Raw genomic sequence first — 19,472 nt, 5'->3', positions numbered from 1 at the left:
TATATTATTACAATCATGAAAGACCACATCAAGGTATTGATGGAAAAAAGCCAATCGAAATGATAAATCCGTTACCGAAATAAGTGACTTTTACAATTTCGACGTAAGGAGAAATCCTCGCGAGAAGCTCGACAAAGATTGGATCATCGTTGCGGAGTTACTTGCGAGGATTTCTCCTTACGTCGAAATGACAAACTAGCCGATAAATTTTCTGTTGAACGGGATCCATAGACCCGGATAGTAGTCGAAATCTTTTTGTAACGGATACCGGGATTAGCTCCTAAAACTAAACAATCCCCTTCTCAATCATTTCCAACATAACCGGCGAAGCATTTTTAAATGTCGGTTCTTGCTCGATAATGCTTCCTGCGTTTTTCTTATTTACTTTGAATGTTACATCGTTATCAGTCGTAAACAAAAGTGCCGTCAAAAAGGGTTTTTTAATATAAGTTCCCAAAACTAATAAAGCTTCATCAAGAGTATGAATGCTTTCGATTTCTTCTGTTTTGTAACGAGAAGTTAATGAAATGGAAAAAGTGTCATCTTCATTCAGAACTAGTCTGAAATAAATGTTTTTGATTTCGGTGTCACCCATTGTTTTTGCCAAAGTTAGTTTTGCGAAAGTTCCGGCTTGGATACTTTCTTTAACGCGTTCGCAAAAAAGAGAAAATATTGGTTCGTACATTTTTTTAAAGGTGCTAAGGTTCTGAGATGCTAAGGTTCTAAGTTTTTAAAACCTTTGTCTATTATTTTAACCGCAAAGGTCGCTAAGATTTACGCAAAGGACACAAGGAAATTAAAAAAACTTTGCGAGCCTTGCGTAAATCTTAGCGACCTTTGCGGTTAGAAAAAAATTATTTTCCTGTAAATTCAGCTTTTCTTTTCTCTAAAAACGCTGTTGTTCCTTCTTTAAAATCCTGCGTTCCGAAACATTTTCCGAACGATTTTATTTCAGTATCAAATCCGTTCTTGCCATCTTCAAAATTAGCATTGATTGCTTTTATTGCTTTTGCTATAGCAAAAGGAGCATTTTTTATGATTTTTTGTGCAATAACCGTTGTAAACGACAAAAGTTCAGCTTGTGGCACAACATGATTTACTAAACCATATTGTTTTGCTTCTTCTGCAGAAATCATCGCTGCAGTCATAATCATCTCCATCGCACGGCCTTTACCAACTAATTGTGGCAAACGTTGCGTTCCTCCGTAACCAGGAATTAATCCTAAAGTAACTTCTGGCAATCCCATTTTTGCATTATCTGATGCGATTCTAAAGTGACAAGCCATCGCTAATTCTAATCCGCCGCCAAGTGCAAAACCGTTTACTGCTGCGATAACAGGTTTTTTAAGGTTTTCGATAAAATCGAATAAAGTTTCCTGACCTTCTGCCGCCAATTGCGCACCTTCAACAACAGTATAGTTTGCAAATTCCGAAATATCGGCTCCAGCAACAAAAGCTTTTTCGCCACTTCCGGTTAAAATAATAGCACGAACTTCCTCATTTTTGCTTAATAATTTGATTGCTTTACTTAGATCGCTAATTGTTTCCTTATTTAAAGCGTTCAATTTAGCTGGTCTGTTAATTGTAATTGTTGCAATTCTCTCTTCGATAGCAATTAAAATATTTTCGTAATTCATGACGCTGATTTTATGAGTTTGTAATAGGCAAAGAAACCCTAAAAGTGGTTCCTTTTCCGTATGTTGATTCAAAGGTAATTGTTCCTTTGTAATTTTCTATGATGTTTTTTATAATTCCAAGTCCAAGTCCCATACCGCTGGTTTTGGTGGTAAATTTTGGTTCAAAGATTCGGCTGATATCTTGTTTCTGGATTCCGATTCCGTTGTCTTTTACCGCGATTTCAACATTGTTATTTCGTCTTTTTACGGTAACAACAATCGATTTTTGAAATTGGCTTTCAGGAATTGCCTGTGTTGCATTTTTAACCAAATTGGTAATCACACGAATCAATTGCGTACGATCCATTTTGGAAATGATTTCTTCTTCATCTTTTTCAAAAACAATATAGTCTTCGTTGAAAATATCCAAAGCCAATTCGACAACCTCAACCACATTTAAAGTTTCATTTTGCTGTGCGGGCATAGAAGCAAAGTTCGAAAATGCCGAGGCCACCGCTGTCATGGTATCAATTTGTTGAATTAAGGTTTCGGAGTAATCGTTCATTTTCTGTTTTACATCCTGAGCTGAAGGATCAAACTTTCGTTGAAAACTTTGAACCGTTAAACGCATCGGCGTAAGCGGATTTTTAATTTCGTGAGCAACTTGTTTAGCCATTTCGCGCCAAGCTTCTTCACGTTCGCTTTGCGCTAATTTTATGGCACTCGTTTCGAGTTTATCAACCATTCCATTATACGCTTTTATCAGGAAGTTGACTTCTTTACTGTTAGCTTCTAAAACAATTTTTTCATTTTTCTGATCCAGATTGGTTTCTTCTAAACGGTCTGAAATGGTTTTTAGCGATTTTGTGATATATGTCGAAAGGAAATAGGCCAATCCAAAAGCTACGATAAGCATAAAAGAATATACCTGACTTAAACGAATCAAGAAGGTATTTAACTCATTGTCGTAATAACCGTCATCTTCTAAATAAGGAAGATTTAGAATTCCGAGTGGTTTGAATTTCTCGTCTTTTATTAAACTGTATGATGATCTGTTTTTAACTCCGTCAATGGTTTTAATATCTACAAAACGCTTTTCGATAGAGGAACGGACTAATTTCAGAATATATTCCGGAATTGGAGGTGGTGCTTTGTCAACAGCAAAAGACTCTTTTGAAGATTTCAGCAGTTTTCCGTCAAGGCTGTAAATATTAATTTCGATTTTGTGAATCTGAGCTAATTCGTGGATTTTATCTTTAAATATTAAATCTAAATTCCCAGTTTTCAGTGGATATGTTGTAGTTGAAAGCACATACTGAATATGCTCCTTTACTGCATTTTCTTTTCGCTCTAATCGTTCCTGATGATATTCTTTTGCCTCCGTTTTAAACTGAATAATCGAAATCGAAGCCAATAAAAAAGATGCCACAACAATCAATACAATCATCGACAGGAAAATCCTGGTACGAAGGGACAGCATTGTCATTTTGAAGTTGTTAAACATATTTTTGTTTTGTTTGTTTCAGGTTTCAAGTTTCAGGTTTTGTCGCGGTGGCAACTTGAAACCTGAAACTTGAAACTAAAAAAACTATTTTCTTTCTCTAATTCTCTTGTAGAATCTAAAGCCCAGCATAATTAAAACCGAAAATAAAACAATTCCGATTACGCCGAAAATCCAGTTGACAGCACTTTTTAAAACTACTAAAAAGACAACGGCAAATAGAATAATCGTTGCACCTTCATTCCATAAACGCATAAAATTATTCGAATATTTCACCTCATCATTTTGCAATTGTTTGAAGATCTGATGGCATTTTCCGTGATATAAATATAAAAGAAAAACGAAACATAATTTTACGTGCATCCATGGCATTTGGATCCAAATATGACCGGCTTCAGTAAAAAACAACATCCAAAATGCAAAAATACTAGCCAAAACTGCTGACGGCCAAGTAATAATGTACCACAAACGATAGGCCATTATTTTGTATTGCGCCTGAAGAATTTCTTTTTCCGGCGAAGGTTTTTCATTGGCTTCAATTTGATACACAAACAAACGCACAATATAAAACAAACCTGCAAACCAAGTTATTACAAATATAAGATGCAGTGATTTTAGATAATTATAATATTCCATAGTTTTTGTTTCAGGTTTCAAGTTTCAGTTTTTTTTCAAAGTTGATTAACTTGAAACAAATATTATTTTGCCCAGTCATTAATCCAGTTACTAACCGTCTGACACCATTCATCATCATCATTCAAACACGGAATCGCTAAGAATTCTTCGCCTCCTTTTGCTTCAAAATCTTCTTTGGCGCGCATGGCGATTTCTTCCAGAGTTTCTAAACAATCCGAAACGAAAGCAGGTGTTACAACTGCTAACTTCTTGATTCCTTTTGCAGGCATGTTATCAATTTCAACATCTGTATAAGGTTCTAACCATTTATCTCCCGCTAAACGCGATTGAAAAGTCAGACTGTATTTATCAGCTGGAAGTCCTAATAATTTTATGACTTGTCTGGTTGTTTCATAACATTGATGACGGTAACAGAAATCATGCGCCGGCGAAGGCGTGTTACAACAAGAACCATCAATTTTACAATGTGATTTGGTTACATCTGTTTTGCGAATATGACGCTCCGGAATTCCATGGTAAGAGAATAATAAATGATCATAATCAAAACCGACTAAGTGTTTTTGAATCGAATCGGCTAAATTCTTGATGTAATCTGGTTTGTTGTAAAACGCAGGAACATCTGTAAAAGTCATATTAGGGAATTTCTTCTTGCGGATTTCTTCAGCTTTTACCAAAATCGTCAAAGTCGAAGCCATTGCATATTGCGGATATAATGGAAAAAGCATTACTTCAGTAACTCCTTTATCGTGCAATTCCTGTAAACCTTTTTCAATCGTCATACTTCCGTAACGCATTGCCAAAGAAACTGGAACGTTTACCAAAGGCTGTACTTTTTTCTGCATTCTTTCAGAAAGCACCACTAATGGAGAACCTTCTTCCCACCAAATTTTAGCGTATGCATGTGCTGATTCTTCCGGTCTTTTTCTTAGGATAATGCCACGAACTAAAAATGCTCTCAACAAATACGGAACATCGATCACGTATTTATCCATTAAAAATTCGTCTAAATATGGTTTTACATCTTTTGTAGTTGGACTTTCTGGAGATCCTAAGTTTACTAATAATACGCCTTTCATTATTTTTTTGCTTTAGGCTTTAAGCTCTAGGCTTTAAGCTTTTTATTTGTTTTTAAAAATTTCGTCAAAAGTATTGCTTGTAACTTTTTAGAAATATGATAATTATTACTTTTTAATTATACTTTGATTTGTAAAATTGATGCTTCATTATCCCTTCAATTTATATTATTTACTTCTTCCTTCAATCTTTCTCTCCAAGCTTTTCCGTTTCTCTTCTCAAGATAAATATCTGTTATTTTTCTGTACTCATTTGTTGCTTCATCTAATTCTTTGTCTCCAACAATACATCCTAAATTCTTGCTATACAAACCGTATTTTTTATAAATTGCTATTTTTTTATTCTCTTTCAATAACTCCAATGAATCACGTGGTGGAAGTGGTAATCCAAAACCAAATGTCTTTACACTATCTGTTTTAATATCAAGAAGTGCCATATTTCTATATTCAATCAAAAGAGAATTTTCTTCAGATTTACAACTCAAAAAAACAATTAAAACCAGGAAAATTACTTTTTTCATTAATTACACATTCGTATTAATCGACATTAAATACTTCTTTGGAGTTGTGGCAAACTTCTTTTTGAACGCCGCTATAAAGTGACTTCCTGTGCTATAGCCAATTTTCAATCCCACTTCGTTTACATTATAAGATCCGCTATCTAAAAGTTTTCTAGCGAAATCCATTTTATAATCGAATAGAAAACCGTAAACCGTATCGCCGTAAATTTGTTTGAAACCCATTTTGAGTTTCTTTAAATTTAAACCAATTTCATCTGCCAGTTCTTGCAATCCCGGCGGTTCGGCCATATTGGCGATGATGATTTCTTTGGCTTTTCGGATTTTTAAGACGTTATCTTCATCAATCAAAAACGGACATTGTTCTGCGTTTGGATCTTCGGTTCGATTGAAATACAAACTCAATAATTCGTATCCTTTTCCTTTATAATAAAGGTTTTTTATCGATGGATGAAGGTTATAATGAAACAACTGACTCAGCACAATCGCCATCGACGGACTAATATTTCCTTCATTATAATACTTTTTGTCCTTATTATCAGGACTTAAAAAAGTAATATAATCGGCTTCTGCAGAAAACAACGCGTGAAATTTTTTGATGGAAACAATTACCGAAATCACCCACGAGTTTGGAGCGAGTTCTAAATTCAGCGGTAATTCTTTTTGGGGATTATATAAAAGGAGCGATTTTTCTTCCTTCAAATCTAAAGCATAAGAACCTTGATTGAATAAGAATTTCGCATTGCCTTTTATCCCGAAGTGAAACTGTATCAAGCCAGTACCAATTTCGTGCTGTGCAGAAAAAGGTTCTAAACTGTCATTTTGAAAACGGATCAGCGTAAAGTCGTCTTCAATTTTTATAACTTCTTGAGAACTCATAGCGATATTTTTTTTAAACGAAAATCAAAACAAACACAAAATGTTATTTAGAATCACTCTAAACAAATAACTTGAAATGAGTTGATTTTGCTACAAAAATAGTCCTTTTTACTCAAAAACACCTATTTAGGTTCAAAAAAACATACAGCGATATAAAAAGTACTTTTAGCGTTACTTTTATAAACAGTATAGTAATAATTTTGTTGCACTTTTATGAAAGTGAATTTATGGAAAACAATAACGTACCGAAACACCTTTATTTTTACTCAGTTGGTCTGAGTTATAAAAAAGCTGATGCTGAGGTCAGAGGTCAATTTAGTTTGGATGCAATTGCTAAAACGCGTTTGCTTGAACAGGCTAAAAGCGATGGAATAGAAAGTTTACTAGTTACTTCAACTTGCAACAGAACTGAAATTTACGGTTTTGCTGAACATCCATTTCAATTAATAAAACTTATTTGCGACAACAGCAACGGCTCTGTTGATGCTTTTCAAAGAGTTGGTTTCGTTTACAAAAATCAAGAAGCAATAAATCATTTATTTCGTGTAGGAACCGGACTTGATAGTCAGATTCTGGGTGATTTTGAAATTATATCTCAAATCAAAACTAGTTTTGTTCATTCAAAATCAATGGGATTGGCCAATAATTTCATGGAAAGATTGGTGAATGCAGTAATTCAGGCGAGCAAAAGAATTAAAAACGAAACAGAAATCAGTTCTGGAGCAACTTCGGTTTCTTTTGCATCGGTACAATATATTTTAAAGAATGTTGAAGACATCAGCAATAAAAATATTTTACTTTTCGGAACTGGAAAAATTGGAAGAAATACTTGTGAGAATTTAGTAAAACATACTAAAAACGAACATATTACTCTAATCAACAGAACGAAAGACAAAGCTGAGAAATTGGCCGGAAAACTAAATCTGATTGTTAAAGATTATTCGGAACTTCATTTAGAACTTCAAAAAGCCGATGTTGTGGTTGTAGCAACTGGCGCGCAAAACCCAACGGTTGACAAAGCGATTTTGAATCTAAAAAAACCTTTATTGATTCTGGATTTGTCTATTCCGAAAAACGTAAATGAAAATGTAGAGGAATTAGAAGGCGTAACTTTAATTCACATGGATTATTTGTCGCAACTGACAGATGAGACTTTGGAAAACAGAAAATTACACATTCCGGCAGCGGAAGCAATCATCGAAGAAATCAAAGAAGAATTTGTCATTTGGATGAAAGGCCGAAAATTTGCCCCGACAATTAATGCCTTAAAAGAAAAACTAAACGCAATCAAAGCTTCAGAGTTAGATTTCCAAAGCAAAAAAATTGCTGATTTCAACGAAGCGCAAGCTGAAATCATCAGTAACCGAATCATCCAAAAAATCACTACTCATTTCGCAAATCATTTAAAAGACGACGACACCATGGTCGATGCAAGTATCGAATGGATCGAAAAAGTCTTCAAAATAAAAGCATCTTAAATAAATTTTAAACCATATAAGTCATATAAGTTCATTTTAATAGCAAACGGTTAATTGTTGTTTAATCCAAACTGCTTAAATTTCTTATATAACTTATATGGTGAAATTCAACAAAATGGCTGAAAAAACAATCAGAATTGGAACGCGCGATAGCGAATTAGCACTTTGGCAAGCACATACTGTCGAGAAAAAACTAAACGATTTAGGTTATAAAACCTCAATTGTTGCAGTAAAATCTCAAGGCGATATTATTCTGGACAAACCGCTTTACGAACTCGGAATTACCGGAATTTTTACCAAAACGCTAGACATTGCCATGATTAATGGCGATTGTGATATCGCAGTGCATTCCATGAAAGATGTTCCAACGGCTTTACCACAAGGAATCGTTCAGGCGGCAGTTTTAGAAAGAGCCAATGTTTTAGATATTTTAGTTCATAAAGGAAATCCTGATTTCGAAAACCCGAGCACAATTGCGACAGGAAGTTTACGTCGTCAGGCCCAATGGTTTAACAAATACCCAAATCATACTGTAGTTGATTTACGCGGCAATGTAAATACACGCATGCAAAAATTACAGGACAATAATTGGGATGGAGCCGTTTTTGCAGCTGCAGGTTTGGAGCGAATTAACTTAAAACCTGAGAATTATATCAATTTAGATTGGATGATTCCGGCGCCCGCACAAGGAGCAATGCTTGTTGTGGCGATGGAGAATGACAATTATACGCTTGATGCACTTTCGCAGTTAAATGATATCGAAACTGAAATTTGCACCTATATTGAACGTCAGTTTTTAAGAACACTTGAAGGTGGCTGTACAGCGCCAATCGGAGCTTTGGTTACTTATAATGAAGACGAAGATACACTTCATTTTCAAGGTGTTTTACTTTCTATCGATGGGAAACAAAAACTAGAAATCAACAAAACAGTTGATATTTCAGAATGGAAAAAGTTAGGTTTTCATTCAGCTCAAGAGATTTTGAATAATGGCGGAACGGAATTAATGCAGAAAATTAAAGAATCCCTAAAAAAATAATGGCAAAATCAACTCAGATATTATCTACTAAAATATTATCTCCTCTTCACAAACAAGAGTTGACCAAAGCCGGAATTGAATTAATCGAAGCCGATTTCATCAAAACCGAAAACAAACCTTTCGAACTTAAAAACCTCAACGAAAGTTTAATTTTTACAAGTCAAAATGCCGTTCACAGTATTTTATCAAATCCAAAATCAGAAGAACTTAAAAGCAAAAACGTGTATTGCGTTGGCTTAAAAACAAAGATTCTTTTGTCTGAAAATGGATTCAATGTTGTGGCATATACAGGCTACGCTTCAGATTTAGCAGAAATTATTACTTTGATTTATCGCAATGAAAGTTATACTTTTTTTAGTGGAAATTTAAGACGAGAGACATTGCCAAATGCTTTAAAAGAAGCCGGAATACAGCTTAATGAAATTCAGGTTTACGAAACCTCATTACAGCCTCAAAAAATAAAAACGGCTGTTGACGCGATCTTATTTTTTAGTCCGTCTGGTGTTGACAGTTATTTGAAAGACAATACTATTAAAAAAGAAACCTGCTTTTGCATTGGCGAAACCACTGCCGAAGCTTTACATAAAATCACAAAAAATATCATCATCGCAGACCAGCCAACGATTGAGGATGTGATTGAGGATGTAATTGTTGAATACAGCAATAAGCTTTAAGCCTTAGGCAATAAGCTAAAAATGATGCAGCTATAAGCTGTAAGCAAAAAAACTAAAACAAACAAACGCTTAAAGCCTAAAGCTTAAAGCCTAAAGCAATAAAAAATGTTAAAAAACGACCTATTTTTAAAAGCATTAAAAGGAGAAACTGTTCAACGTCCGCCGGTATGGATGATGCGCCAAGCAGGTAGATATTTACCTGAATTCAGAGAACTTCGTGATAAATATGATTTTTTCACAAGATGTGAAACTCCTGAATTAGCTGCTGAAATTACCGTACAGCCTATTCGCCGAATTGCGCCAGATGCTGCAATTTTATTTTCAGATATTTTAGTAGTTCCTCGTGCAATGGGAATTCACGTAGAATTGAAAGATAATTTGGGACCGATAATTCCTAATCCTATCCGTTCTTTGGCTGATGTTCATAAAGTTTTCGTTCCAGATGTAAATGAAACTTTAGGTTACGTTTTTGATGCTGTGAAATTGACTAAAGAAATGTTGAACGACGAAGTGCCATTAATTGGTTTCGCTGGTTCGCCTTGGACAATTTTCTGCTATGCTGTTGAAGGAAAAGGTTCTAAAAGTTTTGATACTGCAAAAGGATTCTGTTTTTCAAACCCAGCTGCAGCACATACTTTATTGCAAAAAATCACCGATACAACAATTTTATATTTAAAAGAAAAAGTAAAATCGGGAGTAAATGCTGTTCAGATTTTTGATTCTTGGGGCGGAATGCTTTCTCCGGTTGATTATCAGGAATTTTCATGGAAATACATCAACCAGATTGTTGACGCTTTGGCTGAGGTAACTCCGGTTATTGTTTTCGGAAAAGGATGTTGGTTCGCTCTTGGCGAAATGGGTAAAAGTAAAGCTTCTGCATTAGGAGTTGACTGGACTTGTTCGGCTAGAAATGCTCGTTACTTGTCTGGTGGAAACATTACTTTACAAGGAAACTTTGACCCTTCAAGATTGCTTTCTCCAATTCCGACTATCAAAAAGATGGTTCACGAAATGATCGACGAATTTGGAAAAGATAAATATATCGTAAATTTAGGTCACGGAATTTTACCAAATATCCCTGTTGATCACGCAAAAGCGTTTATTGACGCGGTTAAGGAATACGGAGTAAAATAGTTAATAGTTGACGGTTGATAGTTGTTAGCACCTCATAACTATCAACCATCAACTTACAACCATCAACTTACAAGAAATGCTCAACAAAGGCCTAAGAGACGACGAAGCAATCAGAATTGACAATGTTCTAAAAACATTGCGCTCTCTTGATTTTGTACCTCAGCCTTTAACCGATGATGAAAAATTTGATATTGAAAATCAATTAAAAGAATTCGGTTTAAACATTGAAAGTTTAATTGATTATGAAGATGATGAATTGATTACATTAGTAGTTCGTCGTCATTTAGATTTCAATCAATTAGAACAGTTTGCCGATTTTTTAATGGAATTTTCAAAAGTTGAAAACTATAATTTTGAAAATAAAGCGCTAGCTCTTTACCAATATATACAAAGAGAAAGCAAAGTTTTCTCCTTTGGAATAAATGCCAAAATCGCCTCAGCTAAAAACAAATAAACATGAGTTTTACAGATTGGAAAATAGATAGAATTGAAAACGTTTCTGCTGAAGAGTTTTTCACGCTGGTCAATAAAAATAAAAAACACATCCACAAAACTTTTCCGGTAACCCTTGCCAATTCTGATTCTTTAGAGAAAGCTAAAGATTTTCTGGCAGTCAGTCGGGATAAAGAAAAAAATAATGAATGGTTTTATTTTTACGCACGAGACATTAAAACCAATGCTTTGATTGGTTATTTATGCTTAAAAACGATAGATTATCGCATCTCAAAATGTGAATTAGGTTATTTTACCCATGAAGATTATCAGGGAAAGGGAATCACATCAAAAATGGTTTCAAATGCACTTGAATTCTCTTTCAACGAATTGAAGCTGAACAAAGTTTTCATCTGCACACAAGAAATTAACTTTGCAAGCCAGCGGGTTGCATTAAAACACAATTTCAAACAAGAAGGAATTTTACGGGACGAATTTAGAGATGGTGATGGCGAATTGCAGAATACTGTTTATTTCGGATTGCTTAAATCAGAATACAATACTCATGAAAGATAAATTTTACGCATACATACAAAATCTACAAGATCAAATTTGTGCCGGATTAGAAGCTGTTGACGGAACGGCAAAATTCCGTGAAGATCTTTGGAAACGCCCGGAAGGCGGTGGCGGAAGAACACGCGTTATTGAAAACGGTGCGGTTTTCGAAAAAGGAGGTGTAAACATTTCAGCCGTTCACGGGAAATTGCCTGAAGCGATGCAGAAAATGTTTGGCGTAGGCGAAGCTGATTTTTTTGCCTGCGGATTAAGTTTGGTTTTACATCCAAAAAACCCAATGACACCAACCGTTCACGCAAACTGGCGTTATTTTGAAATGTACGATGAACATGGAAAAGTGATAGAACAATGGTTTGGCGGTGGACAGGATTTAACGCCTTATTATTTGTTTGAAGAAGATGCAAGACACTTTCATCAAACCTGTAAAACCGCTTGTGACAAACATAATTTGGAGTTTTACCCGAAATATAAAAAACAGTGTGACGCTTATTTTTGGAATGAGCACAGAAACGAAGCCCGCGGAATTGGTGGTTTATTCTTTGATTATTGCAAAGCAAATGAGTCAATGTCAATGGAAAACTGGTTCAATTTCGTATCTGAAGTTGGTAATAGTTTCTTAGAAGCTTATGTTCCAATTGTGGAGAAAAGAAAGAATTTAGCCTATACTCCTGAAAACAGAAATTGGCAGGAAATCCGTCGTGGACGTTATGTGGAGTTTAATCTGGTTCATGACAAAGGAACTTTATTCGGATTAAAAACGAATGGACGAATTGAAAGTATTTTAATGAGTTTGCCACCGCACGTGCAATGGGTTTATGATCATCATGCAGAAGCCGGAAGCGAAGAAGAGAAATTGGTAAATGTATTAGAAAATCCAATTGATTGGGTTTAGACTAAGTCCCACAGGAATGCTATATTTATAAAATTTATACCCTGTTTAATAGGTGATATAATCCCAACTAATATAATTTGTATGAAGCTAAAACTGATTTACATAGCATTCTTTGGAAGTATTTTTGGCTGTTTTGCCCAAAAAGACACGCTACAAAACCCTTATTTTAAATCATATAATGATAAAATTACGGCCAGCGTTTATTATTTAGACACTTCTAATAGTTTTCAAATCGCTTCAGATACGCAGGAACCAAAAGTATATTTGAATCTTATTCCGAACAGAAGAGAACAAATTGGTTTTAATTTGAATTATAAAATTATTGATGTTACGATTGGTTTTGCACCAAAATTTCTTGGGGGCAATACTGGTGATTCGCATTCCAAACACTTTAATTTCAACACCCGTTTTTATTATAAAAAATGGATGCAATCTTTCACTTACATAAATCAAAAAGGGTTTTATGTGAAGGATAACAATATAACGGCACAATTGCCTGCTATGCGCACTATGAAAATCGGTGGCTCTACAGCTTATGTTTTTAATGATAAATTTTCCTTTAAAACGCTGGTAAGCCAAAACGAATGGCAAACCAAAAGTTCGGGAAGTTTTATTCCTACTTTCTCCTTTTATTACACGAATATCGATTTAAACACCCCAGATACATCTCCCGGCGATATTTACGTTTTTACGCTAGCTCCATCTTATTTTTATAATTTTGTAATAAGTGATCGCGTTTTAATTGGGGCAGGACTTGCATTGGGTGCTGGAATCAATGTTAGTGATGGAGATACCTCAGCATTATATCAAGCCGATTTAAATTTAAAATTAGCCTATAATCAAGATCGTTTCTTTGCTTTTGCAAGTCTTAATTCAGTAAGTTTTGCTCAGGACGAAAAAGTCGATCCGCGATTGAATGATAATGTTGTCACTTTAAAAATTTCTGCAGGATATCGATTTGATCCTCCAAAAAAAGTAAAAGAAGTATACGACAAAGCAAATAAGAAAATAGGCCTTTAAAAAGCCTTCAAAACAACAAAAACAAGCATAAGCATGGATTTCTAATAATTAAAAATCATTATTATGGAAAAGAAAGATGTAAAAACGGCACAATTAAATCGTATGCATTCCGGAAAAGGCTTTATCGCCGCACTTGATCAAAGTGGCGGAAGTACTCCAAAAGCTTTAGCCCAATATGGCGTACAAGAAAACAGCTATGCGAATGAAGAGGAAATGTACACACTTGTTCATGAAATGCGAACCCGAATTATTAAGAGTCCTGCGTTTGACAGTGAATATATTTTAGGAGCTATTTTATTTGAAAATACAATGGATCGCAAAATCGACGGACAATGGACGGCCGATTATTTATGGGAGAAAAAGAACATAGTTCCGTTTTTAAAAGTAGACAAAGGACTTGCTGATCTTTCAAACGGAGTACAAATCATGAAGCCGATTTCTAATTTAGATGATTTGCTAACCCGAGCAGTAGAGCGAAATGTTTTTGGAACTAAAATGCGTTCGGTTATTAAAGAAGCAAATCCAGAAGGAATTCGCGAAGTTGTTGAACAGCAGTTTGCAGTTGGTTTACAAATCTTTGAAAAAGGATTAATTCCGATTATCGAGCCTGAAGTTGATATTTACAGTTCTGATAAAGCAAAATCAGAAGAAATTCTAAAAGAAGAGATCAAGAAACAGCTTAGCTTATTAGATAAAAATGTAAAAGTAATGCTGAAATTATCGATTCCGACTGTTAATGATTTTTACAGTGAATTAATGTCAGATCCACATGTTGTGCGCGTTGTCGCATTGTCCGGCGGATACGGACAAGATGAAGCAAATCAAAAATTAGCACAAAACCACGGATTGATTGCCAGTTTTTCAAGAGCTTTATCAGAAGGGCTTTCTGCAGGTCAATCTGATGCAGATTTTAATACTAAAATTGGTCAAACCATCAAAGAGATTTACGAAGCTTCGATTACATAATTTAGTCGAAAGATTAAAGTCTTAAGTCGAAAGCATCTATCAATCAATTAATAAAAATAAGATTGCAGAAAAATCTAAATCTGCATTCTAAAATCTAAAATTCAAATACAATAACAATATTCAATTTCAGCGAAACCTGAAACTTGAAACTTTAAACAAAAACACAATGTTCCCATTACAAAGAAACCGCCGTTTAAGAACCAATGAATCTATTCGTTCTTTAGTTCGTGAAACAAGTTTAAGTCCACAAGATTTTATGCTTCCAATGTTTGTTGCTGAAGGAAAAGATGTAAAAGTTGCGATTCCGTCAATGCCAGGAATTTATCGTCATTCTTTAGATAACACCATCAAAGAAGTAAAAGAAGCTTGGGATTTAGGAATCAAAGCGGTTAATATTTACGTAAAAGTAAGTGATAAACTAAAAGACAATAAAGGTGTTGAAGCCTGGAATAAAGACGGTTTAATGCAACAGACAATCCGAGCGATAAAAGATGCAGTTCCTGAAATGATTGTAATGCCGGATGTGGCTCTAGATCCCTATTCAATTTACGGCCACGACGGAATTATAGAAAACGGTCAATTAATCAACGATGCAACAGTTGATGCATTAACCCGAATGAGTTTAAGCCATGCTGAAGCCGGAGCCGATTTTGTAGCGCCAAGCGACATGATGGACGGAAGAGTTTTGGCAATCAGAAAAGCGTTAGAAGAAAACGGTCACCATAACGTGGGGATAATGAGTTATAGTGCAAAATATGCTTCAGCATTTTACGGACCATTTCGTGATGCTTTGGATTCTGCTCCGGTAGATTCTCAAAATATTCCAAAAGACAAGAAAACCTATCAAATGGATTATGCCAACAGAATTGAAGGAATCCGCGAAGCATTATTAGACGTTGAAGAAGGCGCAGACATCGTAATGGTAAAACCCGGAATGGCTTATTTAGATATCGTTCGTGAGGTAAAAAATGCCGTTCACGTGCCAGTTGCTGTTTACCAAGTATCTGGTGAGTACGCTATGGTAAAGGCCGCAGCAGAAAGAGGATGGTTAGATCACGATAAAATCATGATAGAGCAACTTTATTGCATTAAGCGTGCGGGTGCTAGTATTATCTCCACTTATTTTGCAAAAGAAGCTGCTGTAATTCTAAATAAATAAAATGAAAAAAGCAGTATTCTTAGCCACCGTCTTAGCGTTTGCGTCATGCAAAAAAGAAAGTCAGGAACCTTTTGGAAAGTCATCTGAAAGTACAACCGAAGCATCTTCCGAAGGAGAATCGGCGACAGTCAAAACTCCAGTAGATTTAGGAAAAGAAATTTTTGAGGGAAGAGGAAATTGTACTTCCTGTCATCAGCCTGATCAAAAAGTTATTGGACCAAGCATTCAGGAAATAGCAAAAATCTATAAAGACAAAAAAGGTGACATCGCAACATTCTTAAAAGGAAACGCAGATCCTATTGTTGACCCGAGTCAGTTTGCAGTAATGCAGACCAATTTTGCAATAACCAAAGAAATGTCTGATGAAGAATTAAAAGCAATTGAAGCTTACATCAACAGCTATTCAAAATAAAAAAACACACATAAAAAAAACGGCGCTTAAATAAGCGCCGTTTTACTTTTTATAAGATTACCAGATTTTAACTCTCTTGTCTGGTTCAACATACATAGCATCTCCTTTTTTAATTCCGAATGCTTGGTAAAATGAATCTAAGTTTTGGATTGGCACAACTGCTCTGTACATTCCTGGAGAATGCGGATCAGTTTTAACCTGACTTTTGATTGCTTCGTCTCTAGATTTTGTTCTCCAAACTGTAGCCCAAGAAATAAAGAAACGCTGTTCTGGTGTGAAACCGTCAATTAATCCAGGATTTCCGTTTGCTTTCAAATACAATTGTAATCCATCATAAGCAGCATTTGTTCCACCTAAATCACCAATGTTTTCACCTAAAGTAAATTTACCATCAACGTGAATTCCTGGCAATGGCTCTAAAGCGCTGTATTGTGCGGCAAGTTCACCACCAAGAGCAGTAAATTGTTTTAAATCGTCAGCTGTCCACCAGTCAACAAGATTTCCGTCTGCATTGTAACGTGCACCAGAATCATCAAAACCGTGAGAGATTTCGTGACCAATTACAGCTCCAATTCCACCATAATTTACAGCAGCATCAGCTTGGTAATTGTAGAATGGCGGTTGTAAAATCGCTGCTGGGAAAACAATCTCGTTGTAAGACGGATTGAAATAAGCATTAACCGTTTGCGGAGACATTCCCCACTCTGTTTTATCAACAGGTTTTCCTAATTTATCTAAATTGTCTGCATAAGCCCATTTTGAAATACTTTTCATATTATCAAAATAAGTTCCGCCTTCCTTAACATCTTTAAGCTCTAATTTTGAATAATCTTTCCATTTGTCAGGATATCCAATCTTAACCGTTAATTTTTTTAATTTTTCAATCGCTTTAACTTTAGTTTCAGCAGACATCCACGGCAAAGCATTGATTCTGTTTTCATAAGCCAACATAACATTAGCAATCATGTCTTTTGCTTTTGCTTTTGCTTCAGCTGGGAATAATTTCTCAACATAAAGTTTCCCTAAAGCTTCACCAGTTGCTCCGTTGATAACTTGTAAAGCAACTTCCTCACGTGGACGTTGTTTTAAAGCTCCAGTTAATGTTTTTCCGTAAAAATCAAAGTTTGCGTTTTCAATTTCTGTAGTCAAAGTTGAAGCAGCTCTGTTTAATAACGACCATTTTAAATACTCTTTCCAAGCTTCTACTTTCTTTTCAGTAAAAGTCTTTTCTAAAGCGATCATGTAACGAGGCTGCGCCACATTTACAGTATCTAATTTTGCCATTCCAATTCCGATGAAATATTTTTCCCATTGAATTGATGGTGTATTCTTTTTCAAATCAGCAACAGCAGTTGGGTTGTATTGTTTTCTTCTATCTCTTCTTTCAACACGATCCAATCTTGGTGCAGACATTTCAACTTCTAAAGCCAAAATTTGTTTTGCACTTTCTTTTGCTTTTGCTGGAGCTTCTCCAATAAATTGCATCATACGAGCAACATGAACTTCATATTTCTCGCGTTTTTCTTTAGAATCTTTATCATCTGAATTGTAATAATCCTTATCAGACAATCCTAAAGTACCAGGACCTAAGTTTACTGAATTTTTATTACTGTTTTTAGCATCGGCTCCAACATAAACACCAAAGAAACCTGATCCGCCAGAAAGCTGCATTTCAGTAATATAGTTTTGAAGATCTGCCACATTTTTAATTGCGTCAATTTTCTTCAAATAAGGTTGAAGTTGTGTAACTCCTCTTTTGTTTCTTCCAACAGTATCCATGATAGTGTTGAACAAAGCAATTGCTTTACCTTGATCAGTATTTGATTTATACTTCGGATTTTTCGAAGCTTCTTTCAAAATAGCAAGAGAATTCTCGTCTGTTTTTTGACGTAATTCATTAAAACTTCCCCATGAATTTCTATCACTAGGAATTTCAGTCTTGTCAAGCCAAGCTCCGTTTACATAACGAAAAAAGTCCTGACCCGGACTCACTTTTGTATCCATATTGGCAATATTGATACCTGGTTCTTTTGGTTTTGCATCTTGAGCTTGAACTGCAGTTATTGATAACATTGCAGAAACTACACAAAACATAGGTTTAGTAAGCTTTTTAATCATTATAATTTATTGTTTTAGTATATATACAAACGTATTGTTATTATTTTGAATATTATGTTAAAATTTTCCAATAATTAAAGCTGCGAGTTAATATTCAATATTTGAATGGAATGCAGCAAAAACTTTCATCAATAATCTGTGCGATTTATACCCAATATTTTAAATACTTTTTGGAATATTTGTGAATCGAATCAAACTCAAAATGAAAGCAAAAATTCAGAATGCCGTTTCAGGAAAAATTGAACTAATTGGATTTCCAATTCTAGCTTTATGCTGGGTAAGTTTTGGCTGGGGAACAACCTGGCTTGCATCAAAAGAAGGTGTAAAACATATGCCAGCCCTTCAATTAGCAATGATTCGCCAGTTTTTAGCGGGGCTAATTTATGTTGGTTATTTTCTCTGGAAAAAAGAACCTTGGCCTAGAGGAAAGCAATGGATTACGATTCTGATTCTTGCTTTTTTGAATTTTGTATGCAGCAACGGCTTGAGCACTTGGGGCGTAAAATACATCAGCAGCGGTTTAGGAGCAATCATTAGTGCCATTTTTCCAATTTGGATTATAATCATCAACTTTTTCAATGGCGAACGCGTCGCAAAACTCGCCATAACCGGAATTTTAATCAGTTTTGGCGGGATCTGTATAATATTTATGGACCATTTGACCGAGTTTTTCAAACCTGATTTTCAATTCGGAATCTTCTTGACTATCATTTCTACAATAACTTGGGCTTTCGGAATTTTATTTATCAAGAAAAAAGCAGCGAGTTTTAATCCGTATTTTAGTTTAGGCCTTCAAATGCTGCTTTCCAGTTTTATACTTTTCGGAATTACAGAACCTTTAGGAATGAACATTTCATTAACTGCAATTCCAACTGCATCTTGGTGGTCAATTGGCTATCTTGTAATAATTGGTTCTGTTTTGACTTTTATCGCTTTTATCTATACGTTGCAACATCTTCCAACCGAAATCAGCAGTATTTACGTCTATATAAATCCGATCGTTGCGATGGTTTTAGGCTTTATTATTTTTGGAGAAATGCTTACGCAAGCTATAATTATTGGCGGTATTGTCACTCTGATCGGAATATATTTGGTAAACAAATCGATACGAAAGCCGAAAGTTTAAAACAATTCATTGCGATTTAATCTCGCAAAGTCGCAAAGCTTTTAAATGTTTGTCAGGCTGAGCGAAGTCGAAGCCTCGGAAGTAGTTCCACAACGATTGGCCATTTTGCATACAGAGTAACTTCCAGGGCTTCGACTTCGCTCAGCCTGACAAACTGAAAACTAATCTTTAATTTCAAAATTAAACTTTGCGTCTTCGCGACTTTGCGAGATTAAACCTCAAA

The 19,472-nt window shown here is 35.1% G+C and carries 20 protein-coding genes; 12 read left to right on the top strand and 8 right to left on the bottom strand.

Annotated elements, in window-relative coordinates:
* Positions 1–286: 286 nt before the first annotated feature.
* The 7 genes from EV145_RS03250 to EV145_RS03220 all read right to left on the bottom strand — a co-directional run bounded on the left by EV145_RS03250 (position 287) and on the right by EV145_RS03220 (position 6,223).
* Entirely contained in the window at positions 287–685 is a 399-nt protein-coding gene (locus EV145_RS03250) for a hypothetical protein (protein WP_133523785.1), read from the bottom strand.
* A 169-nt stretch (positions 686–854) separates the two neighbouring features.
* Positions 855–1,637, bottom strand: a complete 783-nt coding sequence (locus EV145_RS03245; protein WP_133523784.1) for an enoyl-CoA hydratase/isomerase family protein — start codon at positions 1,635–1,637, stop codon at positions 855–857.
* A 10-nt stretch (positions 1,638–1,647) separates the two neighbouring features.
* Positions 1,648–3,063, bottom strand: a complete 1,416-nt coding sequence (locus EV145_RS03240) for a sensor histidine kinase (protein ID WP_133523801.1) — start codon at positions 3,061–3,063, stop codon at positions 1,648–1,650.
* Between the two features lie 141 nt (positions 3,064–3,204).
* Positions 3,205–3,753: a CopD family protein gene (locus EV145_RS03235; protein ID WP_133523783.1), complete on the bottom strand. Its 549-nt coding sequence runs from the start codon at positions 3,751–3,753 to the stop codon at positions 3,205–3,207.
* A 62-nt stretch (positions 3,754–3,815) separates the two neighbouring features.
* Positions 3,816–4,829, bottom strand: a complete 1,014-nt coding sequence (hemH, locus tag EV145_RS03230; protein WP_133523782.1) for a ferrochelatase — start codon at positions 4,827–4,829, stop codon at positions 3,816–3,818.
* 155 nt (positions 4,830–4,984) lie between these two features.
* Complete coding sequence (locus tag EV145_RS03225) at positions 4,985–5,347, bottom strand: hypothetical protein (protein WP_133523781.1); 363 nt, start codon at positions 5,345–5,347, stop codon at positions 4,985–4,987.
* Between the two features lie 3 nt (positions 5,348–5,350).
* Positions 5,351–6,223 carry a helix-turn-helix domain-containing protein gene (locus tag EV145_RS03220; protein WP_133523780.1) on the bottom strand — a complete coding sequence of 291 codons (873 nt, stop codon included), beginning with the start codon at positions 6,221–6,223 and terminating at the stop codon, positions 5,351–5,353.
* 227 nt (positions 6,224–6,450) lie between these two features.
* On the opposite strand from EV145_RS03220, the gene hemA reads away from it, so the two are divergent.
* The 11 genes from hemA to EV145_RS03165 all read left to right on the top strand — a co-directional run bounded on the left by hemA (position 6,451) and on the right by EV145_RS03165 (position 16,005).
* Entirely contained in the window at positions 6,451–7,701 is a 1,251-nt protein-coding gene (gene hemA, locus EV145_RS03215) for a glutamyl-tRNA reductase (RefSeq protein ID WP_133523779.1), read from the top strand.
* 115 nt (positions 7,702–7,816) lie between these two features.
* Positions 7,817–8,740 (top strand): hydroxymethylbilane synthase, encoded by a 924-nt coding sequence (hemC, locus tag EV145_RS03210; protein WP_133523778.1) that lies wholly within the window; start codon positions 7,817–7,819, stop codon positions 8,738–8,740.
* Entirely contained in the window at positions 8,740–9,414 is a 675-nt protein-coding gene (locus tag EV145_RS03205; protein WP_133523777.1) for a uroporphyrinogen-III synthase, read from the top strand. Before hemC ends, EV145_RS03205 begins: the two co-directional genes overlap by 1 nt.
* 105 nt (positions 9,415–9,519) lie before the next feature.
* Positions 9,520–10,548 carry a uroporphyrinogen decarboxylase gene (gene hemE / locus EV145_RS03200; RefSeq protein WP_133523776.1) on the top strand — a complete coding sequence of 343 codons (1,029 nt, stop codon included), beginning with the start codon at positions 9,520–9,522 and terminating at the stop codon, positions 10,546–10,548.
* Between the two features lie 76 nt (positions 10,549–10,624).
* Positions 10,625–11,002 carry a hypothetical protein gene (locus EV145_RS03195; RefSeq protein ID WP_133523775.1) on the top strand — a complete coding sequence of 126 codons (378 nt, stop codon included), beginning with the start codon at positions 10,625–10,627 and terminating at the stop codon, positions 11,000–11,002.
* 2 nt (positions 11,003–11,004) lie between these two features.
* Positions 11,005–11,556 carry a GNAT family N-acetyltransferase gene (locus EV145_RS03190; protein WP_133523774.1) on the top strand — a complete coding sequence of 184 codons (552 nt, stop codon included), beginning with the start codon at positions 11,005–11,007 and terminating at the stop codon, positions 11,554–11,556.
* Positions 11,546–12,448 carry an oxygen-dependent coproporphyrinogen oxidase gene (gene hemF / locus EV145_RS03185; RefSeq protein ID WP_133523773.1) on the top strand — a complete coding sequence of 301 codons (903 nt, stop codon included), beginning with the start codon at positions 11,546–11,548 and terminating at the stop codon, positions 12,446–12,448. The genes EV145_RS03190 and hemF overlap by 11 nt, the downstream gene beginning before the upstream one ends.
* Before the next feature lie 81 nt (positions 12,449–12,529).
* Positions 12,530–13,468 (top strand): DUF4421 family protein, encoded by a 939-nt coding sequence (locus EV145_RS03180; RefSeq protein WP_133523772.1) that lies wholly within the window; start codon positions 12,530–12,532, stop codon positions 13,466–13,468.
* Positions 13,469–13,531: 63 nt separating this feature from the next.
* Positions 13,532–14,434 carry a fructose bisphosphate aldolase gene (locus EV145_RS03175; protein WP_133523771.1) on the top strand — a complete coding sequence of 301 codons (903 nt, stop codon included), beginning with the start codon at positions 13,532–13,534 and terminating at the stop codon, positions 14,432–14,434.
* 166 nt (positions 14,435–14,600) lie between these two features.
* Positions 14,601–15,593, top strand: coding sequence for a porphobilinogen synthase (gene hemB / locus EV145_RS03170; protein ID WP_133523770.1), 993 nt, complete (start codon positions 14,601–14,603; stop codon positions 15,591–15,593).
* Between the two features lies 1 nt (position 15,594).
* The gene (locus EV145_RS03165) at positions 15,595–16,005 is read left to right on the top strand and encodes a c-type cytochrome (RefSeq protein WP_133523769.1); all 411 of its coding nucleotides are present in this window, start codon (positions 15,595–15,597) and stop codon (positions 16,003–16,005) included.
* A 57-nt stretch (positions 16,006–16,062) separates the two neighbouring features.
* On the opposite strand, the gene EV145_RS03160 is transcribed toward EV145_RS03165, so the two are convergent.
* Positions 16,063–18,123 (bottom strand): M13 family metallopeptidase, encoded by a 2,061-nt coding sequence (locus tag EV145_RS03160; protein ID WP_133523768.1) that lies wholly within the window; start codon positions 18,121–18,123, stop codon positions 16,063–16,065.
* Between the two features lie 202 nt (positions 18,124–18,325).
* Here EV145_RS03160 and EV145_RS03155 point away from each other — a divergent pair, with 202 nt between their 5' ends.
* A complete protein-coding gene (locus EV145_RS03155; protein WP_133523767.1) occupies positions 18,326–19,249 on the top strand; it encodes a DMT family transporter in 924 nt (307 codons plus the stop codon).
* The last annotated feature ends 223 nt before the right edge of the window (positions 19,250–19,472 follow it).

It is taken from the genome of Flavobacterium sp. 245 (assembly GCF_004362055.1).
Classification (GTDB): domain Bacteria; phylum Bacteroidota; class Bacteroidia; order Flavobacteriales; family Flavobacteriaceae; genus Flavobacterium.
The sequence above is the reverse complement of the archived record's forward strand: the minus strand, read 5'-3'. Positions and strand labels throughout refer to the sequence as shown.